Here is a 17,746-nt window from a genome sequence, read left to right on the forward strand (position 1 = left end):
CCCCTATTTCCGTAATGGTATTTCCGCGCTGATCACCGTAGGCCCTCCAGGAGGGCTGTCGATGTCGAGCCCGCCGTCCACCGTCGCGAGCCGTTCGGCGATCCCGGCGAGCCCTCCGCCGCGTACCGGCCGGGCCCCGCCTTCACCACCGTCGCGCACCACGAGCCGCAGGTCTTCGCCGACGATACCCACGTCGACCTCGATCGCGGAGGAAGTGTGTTTGGCGGCATTCGTCAGCAGTTCCGCGACGGTGAAGTAGGCGATCGTCTCGATCGACGGGGACGGCCTGCTCGGCAGGTCCACGGTGATCCGCGCGTCGATGCCCGAGCCCGCGGCCAAAGTGGACAGCGCGACGTCGAGTCCGGCGTCGAGCGCGGCGGGATGGATGCCGCGGGCGAGGTCGCGAAGTTCGACGAGTGCTTGTTTCGCGTTGGCGTGCGCGGCGGTGACCAGGGCGGTGACCTGCTCGATGTCGCCGTCGCCCGCGAGCTCGTCCTTCGCGATGCCGAGCTTCATCGCCAGCGCGACCAGTTGCGCCTGCGCGCCGTCGTGCAGGTCGCGTTCGATCCGGCGCAGCCGCCGGGTCGCGTCGTCGACCGCGGTCGCGCGGCTGCGTTCGAGGTCGCGCACCCGCTTCGAAAGGTCTTCGGCACCGAGGACGCCGCGCACCAGCAGCCGGTCGAATTCGGTGAGACCGCGCACCACCCACGGCATCGCCAGCAGGACGGCCAGCCCGGTGGCGGCGAGCGGCAGGGTGAGGGGCCACGTGTCGACGCGCAGGTCGAACGTCGGCATCGCGTCGCCGTGCAGGGTGAACCAGAACAGCGGATAGCTCAGCGTGCTCACCGCGTACACGAACAGGGTCGCGACCAGGAAGAACTCGATCAACGACAACGGCAGCCGGATCACCAGATAGGCGATCGACCGCCAGCCGAGCGGATCCCCGAGCCTGCCTTTGACGGCGTTCCAGAGACCTGGCCGCAGTTCGGGCCGGGCGGGCGGGGTCACCGTCGTCCCGAGCAGGGCGCGTGCCAGGCCGATGTGGGCGATGCCGATCAGCCTCGCGCCCGCCAGGACGCCGATGAGCACCGGAACCCCGATGGTCAGCAGGCTCAGACCCGCCCCGAGGATCAGCCCGAGGACCACGAGCACCACGAACGCCAGGGTCAGCGGCGCGCCGATGATCACCCAGGCCAGCTCGCCCCAGTACGCGCGGCTCAGCTGTGCGCCGAGGACGCGTCCAGGCAGGGCGAGGCGGGTGATCACGGCTTCAGCTTGCCGTGGCCATCCGCCTCGTGGCCATCCAGGTTTCCCTAGTCTTCGTGGCCCGATACCCCTTGCCACCCGAGTACATGAAGGCCCCCTTCCTTGCGCCAGGCGCAAGGAAGGGGGCCTTCATGTACTCGGGAAGGCGGGTGCCTCGGGCACCCCTGCTGTTAACTCACTCGCGGCTCTCGTCCGCCTGCGCCCGCTGGGACGCCTCGCGCATCTCGATGACGTCCGTCAGCCAGTCGCCGGTCTCGCGGGCGATGTCCCGGATCGCGCCGGTGATGATCGTCGCGATGTTGCCGATATGGGTGGCCGCGGACTCGGTGACCTCTTGGACCACGTCCTTGGTGCTTTCGAACTGACCGACCATGTCAGACACCTTAAGCCGCTCGGAGGGTCTTGTCGCTCTCCACGGTAGCCGGGGTGCGGGGCTCACCGTTCCACGGAAGGGCCAATTTCACGATCTTCTTGGCCACCGAGAACAGCTGCTTGTGCAGGGGACCGGTGTTGTACGGCAGGCCGTACTTCTCGCAGATCGCCCGCACCTCGCCCGCGATCTCCGGGTAGCGGCGCGCCGGGATGTCCGGGAACAGGTGGTGCTCGATCTGGTGCGAGAGGTTCCCGGTCATGACGTGGAACAGCTTGCCGCCGGTGATGTTCGCCGAGCCGAGGATCTGCCGCAGGTACCACTGGCCGCGCGACTCGTTCTCGGTCTCCTCCTCGGTGAAGCTCTCGACGTCGGCGGGGAAGTGCCCGCAGAAGATGATCGAGAACGCCCACAGGTTGCGCGTCAGGTTCGCGGTGGCGTTGCCGAGGAAGGTCAGCGGCGCGAGCGGACCGGTCAGCAGTGGGAAGAGCACGTAGTCCTTGCCGACCTGACGTCCCGCCTTACGCACGATCTTCCGCAGCACCGGCTTGTTCTCGGCCCAGGTGCGTTCGCCCTTGGCGACCCGGTCGACCTCGAGGTCGTGCAGCATGACACCCCACTGGAAGAACAGCGCGAGCAGCGTCGCGTACACCGGGTTGCCCAGGTAGTACGGGTTCCACTTCTGTGCCGGGTCCATCCGCAGGATGCCGTAACCGATGTCGCGGTCCTTGTCGAGGATGTTGGTGTAGGTGTGGTGGATGTAGTTGTGGGAATGGCGCCAGTTCTCCGAAGGCGCGACGGTGTCCCACTCGAACTTCTGGGAGCTCAGCGCCGGGTCGCGCGTCCAGTCGTACTGGCCGTGCATGACGTTGTGGCCGATCTCCATGTTGTCGAGGATCTTCGCCACCGAAAGCGCGGCGACGCCGGCGACCCAGGCGGGCGGGAAGAAGCCGGCGAACAGCAGCCCGCGGCCGGCGACCTCGAGCGCGCGCTGGGTCTTGATGACGTTGTGGATGTAGTCGACGTCCACCTGGCCGAGGTCGGCGACGATCCGCTGCCGGATCTCGTCCAGTTCGCGGCCGAAGTCCTCGACCTGCTGAGGGGTCAGCTTGTCCTGCAAGCCGGTCATGGCCCGCTCCTTTCTAAGCGTTGATCTCGACGTCCCCGACCGGGACGGAGATGCAGAGCTGGATCTCTTCGTTCTCTTCGCTGGAGGTCTCGCCGGTCTTGGCGTTGCGCACGCAACCGGAGGTCTTGATCTGCGTGCACGAGAAGCAGATGCCCATGCGGCAGCCGTGTTCCGGGCTCAGTCCGGCTTCTTCCGCCTGCTCCAGCAACGGTTTCCCGGAGTTGGCGAACTCGCGGCCGCTGCGCGCGAAGCGCACCTGACCTTCGGCGTTCTCGGTGTCGAAGGTGAGCGCGGGCGGGGTGAACTCCTCGGTGTGCAGATGTGCACCCAGGCCGTCGGCCTCGAAGACCTCGCGAACCGAGTCCATCAGCGGCTTCGGACCGCACAGGAACGTTTCGGCGTCGGGGTACCACGGAGCGGCCTCCGCGAGGTGCTCCTTCGAGAAAAAGCCGTGCAGGTCGCCGCCGGTCTTGGCGTGAGTGAACGCGTGTACCACCCGCAGGCCGGGAAGACGGCGGACGAGGTCGGCGAGTTCGGTGCGGTAGAGGGCGTCTTCGGCGCCGTTGGAGTAGTGCAGGAAGACGAGATCGCCCTCGTACTTCTCGTCGGCCAGCGTGCGCAGCATCGACAGGACGGGCGTGATCCCGCTTCCGCCGCTCAGCAGCAGGATCCGCCGCGGTCGCGGCGAAGGCAGGGTGAACTCACCGTCCGCAGTGGACAGTCCGAGCACCGAACCGACGGTGACCGTGCGGTTCAGGTGCCGCGAGACCAGGCCTTGGGGGTCGGCCTTGATGGTCAGTTCCAGTGTCCCGTCGTGCTCCGAACCGGCGGGCGAGTAGCAGCGGGTGCGGCGGACGCCGTCGATCTCGACGGTCACGCGCACGTACTGGCCGGCGAGGTGGCCGCGCCAGGCCCGGCTCGGCCGGATGGTCAGCGTGACCGTGTCGGGCGTCTGCCGCCGGACGCCGGTGACCTGGCCGCGGATCTCGCGGCGGACCAGCATCGGGTCGACGAGTTCGAGGTAGCGGTCCATGCCGTGGGGCGTGAGCAGGGCCTCGGCCAGCGAGGCCAGCCGCCTGGCCCTGCGCGGTACCAGTGCCGTCATCACTTCTCCCAAATTCAGTGAACGCTTGTACACTGAATAGTGAAGTGGTGAAGATCCCGCTTGTCAACGCGAGAGGACGGCGATGTGACGTGGGTGATAGCGCGGAGGCGATTACGCTGTCCGTCGTGACAACCGAGCCCGTTTCCCGGCAGGAGCGCAAGCAGCGCACACGGCAGGCGCTACTGGACGCCGCCCTGGACCTGGTGGCGGAACGCGGGTTCTCCGGGCTCAGCCTGCGGGAGGTCGCGAAACAGGCAGGCATCGTGCCGACGGCGTTCTACCGCCATTTCGCGTCGATGGACGAACTCGGCGTGGCGCTGGTCGAGGAGTCGATGCGCACCTTGCGCACGATGATCCGCTCCGCGCGCACGAGACCGTCGGCGTACAACGACATGATCCGCTCATCGGTGCGCATCCTGCGTGAGCACGTACGGGCGCACGAGGACCATTTCCACTTCCTGACCAGGGAGCGCTACGGCGGCACCGGCCCGGTCCGGCAGGCGATCGGCTTCGAGCTCAAGCTCTTCGTCAGCGAACTCGCCGTCGACCTCGCGCGTTTCGATTTCCTCCGCGACTGGAGCACCGAAGATCTGCACCTGCTCGCCGACCTGATCGTGACGACCATGCTCACGACGGTGCTGGAGCTGCTCGAAACACCTTCGCGTGACGACGAGATCGTCCGCACGGCCGAACGGCGGCTGCGGCTGATCTTCCTGGGCGTGCCGAACTGGCGCAGCGTTCCGTGATGCGGAAATCGTTGCCGTAGCGCGCATATGACGTCGCGCACCTGGATCGATGGCTGGATCGATCGTGATGAGTGATGTCACGGAAAGATGCCGTCCGGATACGTTCAGCCAGGAAAGTTGTCGGCCGGGCGTGGTAAGAAGTGCGGGTTCGTGTGGTCCTCTCCAGCGAGGAGGTCGCCTGTGGCGGCAGAGAACGAGCAGCTCACGGTCGGCGTGGTCCGGGAAACCGGACAAGGTGAACGCCGCATCGCGCTGGTACCGAAACTCATCGAGCGCGTCTCAGGACGCGGACTGCGGGTGGTGGTCGAGCCCGGCGCGGGCGCCGGCGCGCTGCTCGCCGACGAGACCTTCGAGCAGGCGGGCGCGGTGATCGGCGATCCGTGGGATGCCGACATCGTGGTGAAGGTGGCGCCTCCGAGCGCGGCCGAAGTCGCGAAGCTCAAACAGGGCACCATCCTCATCGGCTTCCTGAATCCGAGGGGTGATCCCGACGGGATAGCGGCGCTCGAAGCGGCGGGCGTCCGTGCCTTCGCCGTCGAGGCGATCCCGCGGATCTCCCGCGCGCAGGCGATGGACGCGTTGTCGTCGCAGAGCAGTGTCGCGGGCTATCGCGCCGTCCTCCTCGCCGCGGAGAAGCTCACCCGCTTCTTCCCGATGCTCACCACCGCCGCCGGAACGGTGCCGCCGGCCAAGGTGCTCGTTCTCGGCGCCGGTGTCGCGGGGTTGCAGGCCTTGGCGACGGCGAAACGGCTTGGCGCGCAGACCACCGGGTACGACGTCCGGCCCGAGGTCGGCGAGCAGGTGAAGTCGCTCGGCGCGAAATTCCTCGACCTCGGCATCGAGGCGGTCGGCGAAGGCGGGTACGCCCGCGAGCTGACCGACGAGGAAAAAGCCGAGCAGCAACGCAGGCTCACCGAGGCGATCACGAAATTCGACGTCGTGATCACCACCGCGCTCGTCCCCGGCCGCAAGGCACCGGTCCTCGTCACCGCCGACGCGGTGAAGGGGATGCCCGCCGGTGGTGTCGTGGTCGACCTCGCGGGCGAATCCGGCGGCAACTGCGAGCTGACGAAACCGGGTGAGGAGGTCGTCGAGCACGACGTCACCATCTGCTCGCCGCTCAACCTCGCCGCGGAGATGCCCGCGCATTCCAGCGAGCTCTACGCGCGCAACGTCACCGAGTTGCTGGAACTGCTCGTCGACTCCGAAGGCAAGCTCGCGCTCGACTTCTCCGACGAGATCGTCGCCGGGGCCTGTGTCGCCGGAAAAGAAGAAGGAGGCGAGTGATGCTCGTCGGCAGTTTGGCGATCCTCGTACTCGCCGGATTCGTGGGCTTCACGGTCATTTCCAAGGTGCCCAACACGCTGCACACCCCGCTCATGTCGGGGACCAACGCCATCCACGGCATCGTCCTGCTCGGCGGGCTGATCGTGCTCGGCCTCGGGGTGGACGGCGTGCTGAACAAGGTCCTGCTGGTGATCGCGATCGCCTTCGGCACGATCAACGTGGTCGGCGGCTTCCTCGTCACCGACCGGATGCTTTCGATGTTCAAGGCGAAGAAGCCGGAAGACGGTGGTGACAAGTGACGACCTTCATCGCCGTCCTCTACATCATTTCCTTCGCACTGTTCATCTACGGCCTCATGGGCCTGACCGGTCCGCGCACCGCGGTACGCGGCAACTGGATCGCCGCCGTCGGCATGGGCATCGCGGTGATCGCGACGCTGCTGACGCCGGGCATGAGCAACTGGCTGCTCATCGCGCTCGGTGTGGCGATCGGTGTCGTCGTCGGCGTCCCGTCCGCGCGCAAGGTGAAGATGACCGCGATGCCGCAGATGGTGGCGCTGTTCAACGGCGTCGGCGGCGGAGCGGTCGCGCTCATCGCGTGGGTCGAGTTCCGCACCACCGAGGGCTACGCGCACGAGCCGGCGTACGTCGCGATCGCGTCGTTGTTCGCCGCGATCGTCGGGTCGGTGTCCTTCTGGGGTTCGAACATCGCGTTCGGGAAACTGCAGGAGCTCATCTCCGGCCGCCCGATCACCCTGGGCAAACTGCAGCAGCCGGTGAACGCGCTGGTGCTGATCGCCGCGATCGTGCTCGCGGTCGTCATCGCGAGCGGCGGCGACGCCGAACTGCTGATGATCGGCCTGCTGGTCGCAGCCGGCATTCTCGGTGTGGTGGTCGTGCTGCCGATCGGCGGCGCGGACATGCCGGTCGTCATCTCGTTGCTCAACGCGCTCACCGGTTTGTCGGCGGCGGCCATGGGGCTCGCGCTCGACAACACCGCGCTGATCGTGGCGGGCATGATCGTCGGCGCCTCGGGTTCCATCCTGACGAACCTGATGGCGAAGGCGATGAACCGGTCGATCCCGGCCATCGTCGCCGGCGGGTTCGGCGGCGGCACGGCGGTCGCGAGCGGTGGCTCCGGCGAGGTCCGGCCGGTCCGCAGCACCAGCGCGTCCGACACCGCGATCCAGATGGCGTACGCCAACAAGGTCGTGGTCGTGCCCGGATACGGCATGGCCGTCGCGCAGGCGCAGCACGTCGTCCGCGAGATGGCGAAATTGCTGGAGGCCAAGGGGATCACGGTCGCGTACGCCATCCATCCGGTGGCGGGCCGGATGCCAGGGCATATGAACGTGCTCCTCGCCGAGGCCGACGTCCCGTACGAGCAGCTCAAGGAAATGGACGAGATCAACTCCGAGTTCGCCCAGACCGACGTCGCGCTGGTGATCGGCGCGAACGACGTCACGAACCCGGCCGCGGAGACCGATCCGGGCTCGCCCATCTACGGGATGCCGATCCTCAAGGTGAACCACAGCCGGTCGGTGATCGTGCTCAAACGCGGGATGAGCTCGGGCTTCGCCGGCATCGACAACGAGCTCTTCTACGATGCGAAGACAAGCATGCTCTTCGGCGACGCCAAATCGTCGGTGGGCGAGATCGTGGAGGAACTCAAAGCACTGTGATCGGTCCTTCGGAAGTCGTCGCCTCGTTCGACGACCCGGCCGACAACCTCGCGTTCGACGAAGCCCTCCTGCGCGCCGCACCGGAGGCGCCGGTCCTGTGGATCTGGCGCAACACCGACTGTGTGGTCGTGGGGCGGGGGCAGAAGATCGAACGCGAGGTCAAGGCCGACGTCTGCGCGAGCGACGGCGTCCCGGTGCTGCGCCGGGCCAGCGGTGGCGGCACTGTGTTCCACGATCCCGGCAACCTCAACATCACGTTGGTCCTGCCGGGGCCGTCGCACAGACCGCTCGAAGCACTCGGGGAACTGATGACCGCGACGGTGGCCGAACTCGGGCTGCCGTCGCGGCTCGGTGATCGAGGTCTGTTCGTCGGTGACGCGAAGCTGTGCGGTTTCGCCGTCTTCCGGACGAGAACGGGCTTGCTCGCGCACTCCACCCTGCTCGTTTCGACCGCCGCCGAACGGGTCGGCCGGTACCTCACTTCGGCACCCGCGGATCCCCGTCCGCTCGACTCCCACCGGAGCCGGGTCGCGTCGCTCGCCGAACATGGCCTGCGTAAAGGTGTTGCCGACGTCACGGCCGCCGTCCGCGTGGCGGCGGCCGCGCAACTGGGTGAACTCGCCACCCGGAAGCCCTCGGACGAGGAGCTGCAGTGGCACCGCTCGCTCCAGCACACGCGGTACCACTACCCGGAATGGCATGCCGAGGGCGCTCAGCGAAACTGAACTGAAAACGAAAAAGGCCCTTTCGCGAATATCGCGAAAGGGCCTTTTCGATGAATTACTTTTCGGTGGCCGAGAAAGTGACGGCGGGCACCTTGCGGGCGGCGCGCGTGGTCTTCTTCGGCTCGGCGGCCTTCTTCGCCGGAGCCTTGGCCGCGGCCTTCGGCGCCGCCTTGGTGGCGGTCGTCTTCGCGGCGGCGGCCTTCGGAGCGGCCTTCGCGGCCGTCGTCTTGGCGGTTGTCTTCGCTGCCGTCTTGGCCGGAGTCTTCGCCGCGGCCGCTGCCTTCGCGCGGCCGGCCGGAGCCTTGGCCGCCGTGGTCTTCGCCGCCGCGCCGCGAGTCGTCTTCGCCTTGGCCGCGGTGGCTTTCGCCGTGGTCTTGGCGGAAGCCTTCGCCTCCGCCTTGGGGGCGGCGGCCTTCTTGGCGGCGGCGGGCTTGCGGCCGGCGACACCCTTGGCGGCGGGCTTGCGGCCCGGCTTCGCGGCCGTCTTCGCCTCGGCCTTCGCCGCGGTGGCCGCGGTCTTCGGGGTCGACTTCGACACCCGCGCGCCCTTGGGGCGCTGCACGACCCGCGGCCGCAGTTTGCGTCCGCCGATCCGGCGGCCGTTCTCCACATAGGCACGCAGGATTTCCCGGAGTGCGGTGGCGTTGTCGGCCGAAAGGTCGATGTCGTAAGCGATTCCGTCCAAACCGAAAGCGACCGTTTCCTCGGCCGCCTCGCCGGTCAGATCATCCAGCAAATGCACAGCAGTGTTCCTGGCCATGAAAAACCTCCCGCGCTCGATCGTTCTACTGCGTAACCGGCACGGTGAAACCTGAACCCGCGGCTGATGACTCACGCAGCGACACGAGGATAGCGGCAGGTTGCGCGAAGCTGCGCGGTGGTGTGCGCTGAATGCATGTCAGCACAGACTTTTGACGTGATCGTGATCGGAGGCGGCCCGGTCGGCGAGGTCGCCGCCGAACGGGCGGCACGAGGCGGCCTTCAGGTCGCGCTCGTCGAACACGAACGCTTCGGCGGCGAATGTTCTTACTGGGCCTGCATTCCGAGCAAGGCGCTGCTGCGGCCGGGGAACCTCCTCGCCGCCGCCAAACGGGTCCCCGGTGTCCCGGTTGGCGACGCGGTCGACCCGGCGGCGGTGTTCGCGCGGCGGGACTGGTTCACCGGCAAGGGAGACGACACCGGACAGGTCAAGTGGGCCGAAGGCGTGGGGATCGTCCCGATCCGCGGGCACGGCCGGATCACCGGTGAGCGGAAGGTCACGGTCGACGGAGGTGACGAGCTGACCGCGCGGCACGCCGTGATCGTCGCCACGGGCAGTGTCCCGCGGACACCGTCGATCCCCGGGCTGGACACGATTTCGCCGTGGGGTTCGCGTGAGGCGACCTCGGCGGAAGCTGTCCCGCGCCGCCTCGGCGTACTGGGCGGCGGTGTCGTCGGAGTCGAAATGGCGCAGGCCTTCGCCACGCTCGGCGCCGAAGTCCACTTGATCATCTCGGGGGCGCGTCCCTTGCCGCGGCTGCCGGAATTCGCGGGCGACGCCGTGATCGCGGGGCTCCGCGAAGCCGGCGTCACCGTGCACACCGGCTCTGGTCTCGACTCCGTGTCCGCTGTGGACGGTGGTAAGGAACTGGCGTTGAAGGGCGGCGACCGGTTGGTCGTCGACGAGCTGCTCGTCGCCACCGGCCGCCGTCCGGCGACCGACGGGCTCGGCGTGGAGACGCTCGGGCTCGAAGCGGGCGCGCCGCTCACGACCGACGACAACGGCCGTGTGTCCGCTGTGGACGGTGACTGGCTGTTCGCCGTCGGGGACGTCACCGGCCGCGCGCCGCTGACCCATCAGGGCAAGTACGCGGCCAGGGCCGCGGGCGACTCGGTGGCCGCGCAGGCGGCGGGCAAGCCGGTCGACTCCACCCCGTGGAGCGCGCACAGCGCCACGGCCGATCACCACGCCATCCCGCAGGTCGTCTTCACCGACCCGGAGGTCGCTTCGGTCGGGCTCGCCGGACCCGAGGAGGGCAAACCGCATCGCGTCGTCGACATCGACATCGCGGTGGCGGGTTCGTCACTGCACGCGGACGGTTACGCGGGCAAGGCGCGCCTCGTCGTCGACACCGAACGCGACGTCCTGGTCGGCGCGACCTTCGTCGGGCAGGACGTCGCCGAACTCCTGCATTCGGCGACGATCGCGATCGTCGGGGAGGTCCCGCTGCCGAGGCTGTGGCACGCGGTCCCGTCGTTCCCCACGATCAGCGAAGTGTGGTTGCGCCTGCTGGAGGCGTACGGCCTCTAGCCGTTGACGGGCAGTTCGAGCGCGGCCTTCGCACCGCGCACGAGGCCGGGATCGTCCGGAGTGGACGGTCCCGGCAGCCACACCACCTGGATCAACCGGACCGATTTCCCGTCCAGGCTGCTCTGGTAGGCGGCACCTTCGAACACCGGCACTTCGCCCTGCCACTGGTTGGTCTCGGTGGCGAGATCGAGGATGCCGCCACCGCCCGGGTTGTCGGCGATGGCCTTGAACGCGTTCGCCTGCTCCGTGTTCGGGAATTCCACGACGGCGATCGTCACCGCCGCGGCACGGCCGTCGATGGAACTGGCGAAGCTGGCCCTTTTCACCGTCGAGCAACTCGTCTGCTGAAGACTCGACTGGACGTCGCCGTAGGCGTGGGACGCGCATTTCTGGTCCGCGGCCGACGCGCGCGAGGTGAACTGGATGTTCTCCACCGCGCTGCTGCTCGGCGGCGGGGGACTGGTCGCCGCGGTCGGCGGTGGGGGAGTCTGGGTGGACGCGGTGTCGTCGCCGCCGGAAGCCACGCTGATGGCCGCGACCAGCAACACGATGAGCAGACCGATCGCGGCGACCGGGAGCCATTTCACGGTCTTGGACTGCCGCGGCGACTTCGGGGCGGACTCGGCGGGTGCGGGAGCGGCGGCCGCCGGCGGCGGGGTCTGCCGAACCGGGGGAACGGGCTTCGCGGGTGTGGCCTGCTGAACGGGAGGAGCGGCCTTGACCGGCGGTACGGGTTTGGCGGGAGGAACGGGCGGCACGGCCGGTTTCGCCGGTCTCTTCCCCTTCCCCGGATGCTGGACCGGAACCGTCGGCGCGATGGCGACGAGCGGGTTCTCGCGGATCACCGTGGGCTCGTCGTCGGAGTAGGCGCTGAACCCCTCCCCGAGCAGCATCTCCTCGGGCATCGGCGGCGCGTCCGGGGCGAGCGCGGCGATCAGGTCCCGTGCCTGCTGCACCGAGCGGGGGCGGGGCGCGGTGGCCAGCGAGACCGTCGCGGCGAGCATCGTCGTCGCGGTCGGATAAAGGACGCGGACCGAACCGGCGAGATCCGCGGCAGGCTGGTCGACCGTCTCCACGTAGGGGCCGACGGCGATGATCGTGCCGATCGGCCCGGCGCCGGGGGCGACGTCCGCGATCTTGTGCGTGCACGCGGCGGACAGCGAGAGCGCGTCCGTGGCCGGGTTGATCGAGGTGTCGCCGTGGACCAGCGGCCAGCCGTCGGCCTTCCATGGTCCGCCGAGCGGGGCTTCGAGTTTCAGTGCCGGGTCCGGCAGGTCGACACCGATGACGATGAGGACACCCTTCGGCATGACCACGACGGCTTCGACGGGCCGTCCCTCGACCGGGCTGGCGCCGATCAGGGCGACCCCGCCGACGACGTTGCTGCCCCGGCCGAGTGAAGCCAGCGCGGCGCGGACGTCCTCGGCCACCCGGGACGGCTGTTGAGCGAGGCGAACGAGTCGCACCGAACCCCTCCCCATCTCGTCGGTCTCGCTGCACAAACTAGCGCCTCCATCCGTCCATCCATGCCCCCGCCACCTCCCTCAAAGGTGGCGCTTCGCGCCGCTGTGCCGATTCGAGGAGCGACACGTCCCAGGTAGGCGCCGTGACGTTGCTCCGAAAAGTTGTAATGCACGTGAGCACCGTCACCCGTCCGGGTGGTACTCGTTGGTAGGTGACAGTTCCTTGCCCCCTGTCACCAGGAGAAACGCAATGGCCGTATCTCGACCCTGGCGTCGACGCGCCGCGCTCGTCGTCGCCCTGCTCGCCGTCCCGGCCGCGGGGATGGTCCCCGCGCAGGCCGCCGGACCGTCGGCACCCGTCGCCCCCGGACTCGCCCGCCTGCTCTCGGCCGCCACCGGTACCGCGGGGGTGACCGCGCTCGTGCACGCCGACGACGTGGCCACCGCCGAACGCGCCGCCCGCTCGGCCGGGCTCACGAAGATCACCTCGTTCTCGAAGATCGGCGTCGTCGCCGTCCGGGGCACCGCCGACCAGGTGCGCGCGGTGCGCAAGGCCGCCGGGGTCACCTACGTCGAAGGCAACGAGAAGCTCAAGGCGCACGGCAGCGCCGGCACCACGGCGACGCGGAGCCTGCAGACGCAGACACAGCTCAAGGACGCCGGTGGCGCTCCCGTGGACGGCAAGGGCGTCTCCGTCGCGATCATCGACACCGGGGTCGACCCGACGCATCCGGCGTTCAAAGGCGCCGACGGCAAGACGCGGGTGGTGCGCAGCCTCAAGAGCCTCTGCCTCGACGGCACGGCGACGAACTGCATCGTCGACGTCCCCACCTCCGTCGACACCGACACCCTTTCCCTGGGCGGCCACGGCACGCACGTCACCGGCATCGCCGCGGGCAACCGGCTGACGCTGACCGACGGCACCAAGGTCGGCGGCTCGGCGCCGGGCTCGAAGATCGTCTCGGTCTCGACGGGGGCCGCGCTGCTCGTCCTGGGCACGGACGCCGCGCTGAACTGGGTGCTGGAGAACCACAAGGCTCCGTGCGGTGCGGGCGTCGCGGCGTCGGTGTGCCCGCCGATCAAGGTGACCAACAACTCCTACGGTCCCAGCGGCGGCGGCGCCTTCGACCCGAACTCGGCGACGGTGAAGCTGCAGCGCGCGCTCGCCGCGGAAGGCGTCGTCACGGTGTGGGCGAACGGGAACGACGGTGGCGACGGTTCGGCGAACCTCTCCAACCCGCCGGGGCAGGACCAGACGCCGGGTGTGCTTTCGGTGGCGTCGTTCAACGACCAGGGGACCGAAACCCGTGACGGCACGGTCTCCGACTTCTCCTCGCGTGGTCTCAAGAGCAGCCAGGCGAGCTGGCCCGATGTTTCCGCGCCGGGGGAGAACATCCTCTCGTCGTGCCGGCCGACGCAGCCGATCTGCACGCAAGGCCTGCAGCCCAAGAACGGCCCGGGGCTCCTGGATCTCGCCACCTACAACGTGATCAGCGGGACCTCGATGGCGGCGCCGCAGATCACCGGGATCGTCGCGCAGCTGTTCCAGGTCGCGCCGAACGCGAGCCCCGCCGACATCGAGGCCGCGATCAAGGGCACCGCGTACAAGTTCGCCGATGGTTCGCCGTACGTCGCGGCCGGGCCGTACACGTCGAGCTTCGACAAGGGCACGGGTCTCGTGGACACCTTCGCCGCGGCGAAGTCCCTCGGCGCCCAGGGCTGAGCCAAGTCCGTGAAGGCCTCCTTCCCTACCCTCAACGTAGGGAAGGAGGCCTTCACGGCATGGGGGCACAATTGCCGTCCCCGGGTTAACCCGCGTGAAGGGATCTTTTCTTCGGCTCAGCCGAAAGAAGGGGGCCTTCGCAGGAGTCCCGCGTCCCAATCAGGTGCGACTTGTGGTGTTCATGTGGCCAAACAGCACAGTTGGGGTGCACAATGTGCTCACGCGTACCGGGAGGCGGCACGAGCCACCTGACCAGCGCAGCTCGCGAGGTCGTAGGGGAAGACGCCCCTCGTCGAGTAGCGGAGGTCAGCAGTGAGCACCCGTGGCAACACCCGTGGCGTGGTGTACGTCCACTCGTCGCCGTCTGCGGTGTGTCCGCACGTCGAGTGGGCCATTTCGGGCACCCTGGGTGCCCGAGTCGAGTTGAAGTGGACGGCGCAGCCCGCCAGTCCAGGACAGCTCCGCGCCGAATGTGGTTGGCGTGCGCCTTCGGGCACCGGCGGAAAGCTGGCGTCCGCGCTCAAGGCGTGGCCGATGATCCGGTTCGAAGTCACCGAAGAGCCCAGTGCGGGGGTCGACGGGGAGAGGTTCTGTTTCGCTCCGGGCCTCGGCCTGTGGCACGGCAGGACCAGTGCCAACGGCGACATCGTCGTGGGCGAGGACCAGTTGCGCGCCTTGGTGAGCAAGGTCCGCTCCGGCGAATCGCTGGCGCACAAACTGGACGAGCTCCTCGCCGCCAATTGGGACGAAGCGCTCGAACCGTACCGGCACGCCGGTGACGGTGCGCCGGTCACCTGGCTGCATCAAGTCGGGTAGACGCCGGTGAAGACGGAAGAGGCGGGCGGCTAACCTTTCAGGGTGACCGCCCAGCCTCGCCCCCTCTCTCGCCAGCGGTGGCTGATCCCCGTCCTCGTGGTCGTGATCTCCTTGACCGTCGGCGTCGGATTGCTGGCACGCGATCTCTACAAACGCCCGGAGGCCGAGCCCACCCAGCCGGTCGTCAGCGAGTCGCCGACATCGGTCGCCCCGGAGCAACAGCCCGGTTCACCTGTCGTCGAGGTGACGCCCGACGTCTTCGCGCATCCGCAGTACCAGAGCGTCCGCCAGGTGCTGCAGGGGTATTTCGATTCCATCAACGAGCGTGACTATCCGAAGTGGACTTCGGTGGTCAGCCGTGACCGGGCCAAGAGCAAGACGCCGGCGGAGTGGAAGAAGGACTTCCAGTCCACTAAGGATGGCAGCATCCTCGTCTATCGCATCGAGCCGGGCGCGCCGACCACGCTGCGGGTGCTCGTCGCCTTCACCAGTACGCAGGACGTCGAAGACGCGCCGGTGTACCTGCCCGAGGGATGCATCCGATGGCGGCTGGTCCTGCCGCTGCGGCTGGAGAGCGGGTCGTGGCGCGTCGACACGACCGACGGCGGCACCAACCCCGAACACGAAAGATGCTGAAGTAAGGGACGACATGGTCCCCGAGGCTGACGCGGGAGTGGGCCGGGCGGAATAGAGTCGCGGGCATGGCAATAGATCAGCCGGCCCTGCTGACCGACGCCTCGAGGGGGCTCACCAGCGAAGAGGTCGCCCAGCGGGTGGCCGCGGGCCAGACCAACACGGTCTCGACGAAGACCAGCCGGACCACCGGCGAGATCATCCGTGCGAACGTCTTCACCCGGATCAACGGGATCTACGGTGTGCTCTTCGTGCTCATCCTGTCGACGGGGTATTTCATCGACGGGCTGTTCGGTGGACTGATCATCGTCAACAGCGCGGTCGGCATCATCCAGGAGCTCCGGGCGAAACGGACCCTGGAACGGCTCGCGATCGTCGGACAGGCGAAGCCGACCGTCCGCCGTGACGGCCAGAGCGCCGAGATCGCCCCGGAGGACGTCGTGCTCGGGGACCTCGTCGAACTGGGGCCCGGCGACAAGATCGTCGTCGACGGTCCCGCGCTCACGGCCGACGCGCTGGAGGTCGACGAGTCGCTGCTGACCGGTGAATCCGATCCAGTGGTCAAGCAGCCCGGCGACAAGGTGCTCTCCGGCAGCTTCGTCGTCGCGGGCAGCGGCACCTACCGCGCGGACATCATCGGCGACGAGTCCTACGCGGCGAAACTGGCCGCGGAGGCCAGCAAGTTCACCCTGGTGAAGTCGGAGCTGCGCCAAGGCATCGACAAGATCCTCAAGTTCATCACGTACCTGCTGATCCCGGCGGGCGCGCTGACCATCTACAACCAGCTCGCGGGCGACCAGGCGTGGCCGGACGCGCTGCGCGGCATGGTCGCGGCGCTCGTGCCGATGGTGCCCGAGGGGCTGGTGCTGATGACCAGTGTCGCGCTGGCGGTCGGCGTCATCCGGCTGGGCAAGCGCCAGTGCCTGGTGCAGGAACTCCCGGCCATCGAAGGTCTCGCCCGGGTCGACGTGGTGTGCGCGGACAAGACCGGCACGCTCACCGAGAACGCGATGCGGCTTTCCGAGGTCCGCGAGATCACCCCCGGCCACCCGGTAGACGACGCGCTGGCCGCGCTCGCCGCCGCGGATCCTCGCCCGAACGCGAGCCTGCAGGCGATCGCCGAGGCGTACCGGACCGATCCGGGCTGGCGCGTTTCCACGACGATGCCGTTCTCCTCGGCGCGTAAGTGGAGCGGTGCGTCGTTCGGCGGCGACGGCGACTGGGTGCTCGGCGCGGCCGACGTCCTGCTGCCCGAGGGGGAACACCGGGCGGAGGCCGAGAAGATCGGCTCGCGCGGCCTGCGTGTCCTGTTGCTGGGCCGTGCCGAACGGGCCGTCGACGCGGCCGAGGGCCCCGGCGACATCGAACCGGTCGCGCTCGTGGTGCTGGAACAGAAGGTCCGCCCCGACGCGAAGGACACTTTGGACTTCTTCGCGCACCAGGACGTCGCGGTCAAGGTCATCTCCGGCGACAACGCCATCTCGGTGGGCGCCGTCGCGGGCACCCTTGACCTGCCGGGCGCGGACAAGCCCGTCGACGCGCGAAAGCTGCCGGAGGACGCCGAGAAGCTGGCCGACACCGTGGAGGATCGTGCCGTCTTCGGCCGCGTGACGCCGCTGCAGAAACGCGCGATGGTCGGTGCGCTGCAGTCGAAGGGGCACACCGTCGCGATGACCGGTGACGGCGTGAACGACGTCCTCGCGCTGAAGGACGCGGACATCGGCGTCGCGATGGGCGCCGGCAGCCCGGCCACCCGCGCGGTCGCGCAGATCGTGCTGCTGGACGACAAGTTCGCCACCCTGCCGCATGTCGTCGCCGAGGGGCGGCGGGTGATCGGCAACATCGAGCGCGTCTCGAACCTGTTCCTCACCAAGACGGTCTACTCGGTACTGCTGGCGCTGATGGTCGGCATCGCGCAGGTGCCGTTCCCGTTCCTGCCGAGGCACATCACGATCACCGCGTGGTTCACGATCGGCCTGCCCGCCTTCGTGCTCTCGCTGGCGCCGAACAACGAACGCGCCCGCACCGGTTTCGTCGGCCGGGTGATGCGGATGGCCGTGCCGGCCGGGCTGGTCATCGCCACCGCGACCTTCGTGAGCTATCTGCTGGTGTACAAGGGATCCGGTCAGTCCGAACTGGACAAGATCCAGGCGGGGACGACCGCGCTGATCACGCTGATCACGATCGCGCTGTGGGTGCTCGGGATCGTCGCGCGGCCGTACCGGTGGTGGAAGATCCTGCTGATCGGCGGGATGGTCGTGCTGACCCTCGCGCTGTTCCTGATCCCGTTCACGCAGAAGTTCTTCGCGCTGGACCCGAGCGTGAGCGCGTACACGCTGTCGGCCTTCGCCTGCGCCGGGGTGGGGATCGTGCTGGTGGAGATCGCCTGGTGGGCCGGGCGGTATCTGGTCAAGCGCCAGGACGCCTGACCGCCGCTCCCGCAAGTGTCATGAAAGGGTCGTTCAGGACATCTTTCGTCCTGAACGACCCTTTCATGACATCCGGCACCGCA

Annotated in this window: 16 protein-coding genes; 10 read left to right on the forward strand and 6 right to left on the reverse strand. The window is 68.5% G+C overall.

The window, feature by feature from the left end; genetic code table 11:
- Nucleotides 1-3 precede the first annotated feature (3 nt).
- From DMC64_RS41240 to DMC64_RS41255, 4 genes are all read right to left on the reverse strand, one after another.
- Nucleotides 4-1,266 (reverse strand): sensor domain-containing protein, encoded by a 1,263-nt coding sequence (locus DMC64_RS41240; RefSeq protein ID WP_125737938.1) that lies wholly within the window; start codon nucleotides 1,264-1,266, stop codon nucleotides 4-6.
- A 175-nt stretch (nucleotides 1,267-1,441) separates the two neighbouring features.
- Entirely contained in the window at nucleotides 1,442-1,639 is a 198-nt protein-coding gene (locus DMC64_RS41245) for a hypothetical protein (protein ID WP_125737939.1), read from the reverse strand.
- Between the two features lie 10 nt (nucleotides 1,640-1,649).
- Nucleotides 1,650-2,765, reverse strand: coding sequence for an acyl-CoA desaturase (locus tag DMC64_RS41250; protein WP_037342389.1), 1,116 nt, complete (start codon nucleotides 2,763-2,765; stop codon nucleotides 1,650-1,652).
- A gap of 13 nt (nucleotides 2,766-2,778) precedes the next feature.
- Nucleotides 2,779-3,870: a ferredoxin reductase gene (locus DMC64_RS41255; RefSeq protein ID WP_125737940.1), complete on the reverse strand. Its 1,092-nt coding sequence runs from the start codon at nucleotides 3,868-3,870 to the stop codon at nucleotides 2,779-2,781.
- A gap of 89 nt (nucleotides 3,871-3,959) precedes the next feature.
- On the opposite strand from DMC64_RS41255, the gene DMC64_RS41260 reads away from it, so the two are divergent.
- From DMC64_RS41260 to DMC64_RS41280, 5 genes are all read left to right on the forward strand, one after another.
- Nucleotides 3,960-4,616 carry a TetR family transcriptional regulator gene (locus DMC64_RS41260; RefSeq protein WP_016336136.1) on the forward strand — a complete coding sequence of 219 codons (657 nt, stop codon included), beginning with the start codon at nucleotides 3,960-3,962 and terminating at the stop codon, nucleotides 4,614-4,616.
- Nucleotides 4,617-4,796: 180 nt separating this feature from the next.
- On the forward strand, nucleotides 4,797-5,903 hold the full coding sequence (locus DMC64_RS41265; protein ID WP_125737941.1) for a Re/Si-specific NAD(P)(+) transhydrogenase subunit alpha: 1,107 nt from the start codon (nucleotides 4,797-4,799) through the stop codon (nucleotides 5,901-5,903).
- The gene (locus tag DMC64_RS41270; RefSeq protein WP_016336134.1) at nucleotides 5,903-6,202 is read left to right on the forward strand and encodes an NAD(P) transhydrogenase subunit alpha; all 300 of its coding nucleotides are present in this window, start codon (nucleotides 5,903-5,905) and stop codon (nucleotides 6,200-6,202) included. The genes DMC64_RS41265 and DMC64_RS41270 overlap by 1 nt, the downstream gene beginning before the upstream one ends.
- The gene (locus tag DMC64_RS41275; RefSeq protein WP_125737942.1) at nucleotides 6,199-7,584 is read left to right on the forward strand and encodes an NAD(P)(+) transhydrogenase (Re/Si-specific) subunit beta; all 1,386 of its coding nucleotides are present in this window, start codon (nucleotides 6,199-6,201) and stop codon (nucleotides 7,582-7,584) included. Before DMC64_RS41270 ends, DMC64_RS41275 begins: the two co-directional genes overlap by 4 nt.
- Nucleotides 7,581-8,309, forward strand: coding sequence for a lipoate--protein ligase family protein (locus DMC64_RS41280; RefSeq protein ID WP_125737943.1), 729 nt, complete (start codon nucleotides 7,581-7,583; stop codon nucleotides 8,307-8,309). The genes DMC64_RS41275 and DMC64_RS41280 overlap by 4 nt, the downstream gene beginning before the upstream one ends.
- Nucleotides 8,310-8,364: 55 nt before the next feature.
- Here DMC64_RS41280 and DMC64_RS41285 read toward each other — a convergent pair whose 3' ends face one another.
- Nucleotides 8,365-9,069, reverse strand: a complete 705-nt coding sequence (locus DMC64_RS41285; RefSeq protein WP_125737944.1) for a histone-like nucleoid-structuring protein Lsr2 — start codon at nucleotides 9,067-9,069, stop codon at nucleotides 8,365-8,367.
- Nucleotides 9,070-9,225: 156 nt separating this feature from the next.
- On the opposite strand from DMC64_RS41285, the gene DMC64_RS41290 reads away from it, so the two are divergent.
- Nucleotides 9,226-10,599 carry an NAD(P)/FAD-dependent oxidoreductase gene (locus DMC64_RS41290; RefSeq protein ID WP_199755263.1) on the forward strand — a complete coding sequence of 458 codons (1,374 nt, stop codon included), beginning with the start codon at nucleotides 9,226-9,228 and terminating at the stop codon, nucleotides 10,597-10,599.
- Here DMC64_RS41290 and DMC64_RS41295 read toward each other — a convergent pair.
- On the reverse strand, nucleotides 10,596-12,065 hold the full coding sequence (locus DMC64_RS41295; protein ID WP_199755264.1) for a hypothetical protein: 1,470 nt from the start codon (nucleotides 12,063-12,065) through the stop codon (nucleotides 10,596-10,598). The two genes, DMC64_RS41290 and DMC64_RS41295, sit on opposite strands and share 4 nt — an antisense overlap.
- A 247-nt stretch (nucleotides 12,066-12,312) precedes the next feature.
- Here DMC64_RS41295 and DMC64_RS41300 point away from each other — a divergent pair, with 247 nt between their 5' ends.
- The 4 genes from DMC64_RS41300 to DMC64_RS41315 all read left to right on the forward strand — a co-directional run bounded on the left by DMC64_RS41300 (nucleotide 12,313) and on the right by DMC64_RS41315 (nucleotide 17,663).
- Complete coding sequence (locus DMC64_RS41300) at nucleotides 12,313-13,785, forward strand: S8 family peptidase (protein ID WP_125737945.1); 1,473 nt, start codon at nucleotides 12,313-12,315, stop codon at nucleotides 13,783-13,785.
- A gap of 312 nt (nucleotides 13,786-14,097) precedes the next feature.
- Nucleotides 14,098-14,601 carry a DUF3145 domain-containing protein gene (locus DMC64_RS41305; RefSeq protein WP_016336127.1) on the forward strand — a complete coding sequence of 168 codons (504 nt, stop codon included), beginning with the start codon at nucleotides 14,098-14,100 and terminating at the stop codon, nucleotides 14,599-14,601.
- Nucleotides 14,602-14,643: 42 nt separating this feature from the next.
- Nucleotides 14,644-15,237 (forward strand): hypothetical protein, encoded by a 594-nt coding sequence (locus DMC64_RS41310; protein WP_037342397.1) that lies wholly within the window; start codon nucleotides 14,644-14,646, stop codon nucleotides 15,235-15,237.
- A gap of 65 nt (nucleotides 15,238-15,302) precedes the next feature.
- Nucleotides 15,303-17,663: a cation-translocating P-type ATPase gene (locus DMC64_RS41315; protein ID WP_199755265.1), complete on the forward strand. Its 2,361-nt coding sequence runs from the start codon at nucleotides 15,303-15,305 to the stop codon at nucleotides 17,661-17,663.
- Nucleotides 17,664-17,746: the final 83 nt, after the last annotated feature.

Source organism: Amycolatopsis sp. WAC 04197 (assembly GCF_003947475.1).
In the GTDB taxonomy this organism is placed as follows: domain Bacteria; phylum Actinomycetota; class Actinomycetes; order Mycobacteriales; family Pseudonocardiaceae; genus Amycolatopsis; species Amycolatopsis japonica.

Bases quoted from the DNA above. Each gene is read 5' to 3' on its own strand.
- DMC64_RS41245 (WP_125737939.1), bottom strand. From the start codon at position 1,639: ATGGTCGGTCAGTTCGAAAGCACCAAGGACGTGGTCCAAGAGGTCACC.
- DMC64_RS41250 (WP_037342389.1), bottom strand. From the start codon at position 2,765: ATGACCGGCTTGCAGGACAAGCTGACCCCTCAGCAGGTCGAGGACTTC.
- DMC64_RS41255 (WP_125737940.1), bottom strand. From the start codon at position 3,870: ATGACGGCACTGGTACCGCGCAGGGCCAGGCGGCTGGCCTCGCTGGCC.
- DMC64_RS41270 (WP_016336134.1), top strand. From the start codon at position 5,903: ATGCTCGTCGGCAGTTTGGCGATCCTCGTACTCGCCGGATTCGTGGGC.
- DMC64_RS41285 (WP_125737944.1), bottom strand. From the start codon at position 9,069: ATGGCCAGGAACACTGCTGTGCATTTGCTGGATGATCTGACCGGCGAG.
- DMC64_RS41300 (WP_125737945.1), top strand. From the start codon at position 12,313: ATGGCCGTATCTCGACCCTGGCGTCGACGCGCCGCGCTCGTCGTCGCC.
- DMC64_RS41315 (WP_199755265.1), top strand. From the start codon at position 15,303: ATGGCAATAGATCAGCCGGCCCTGCTGACCGACGCCTCGAGGGGGCTC.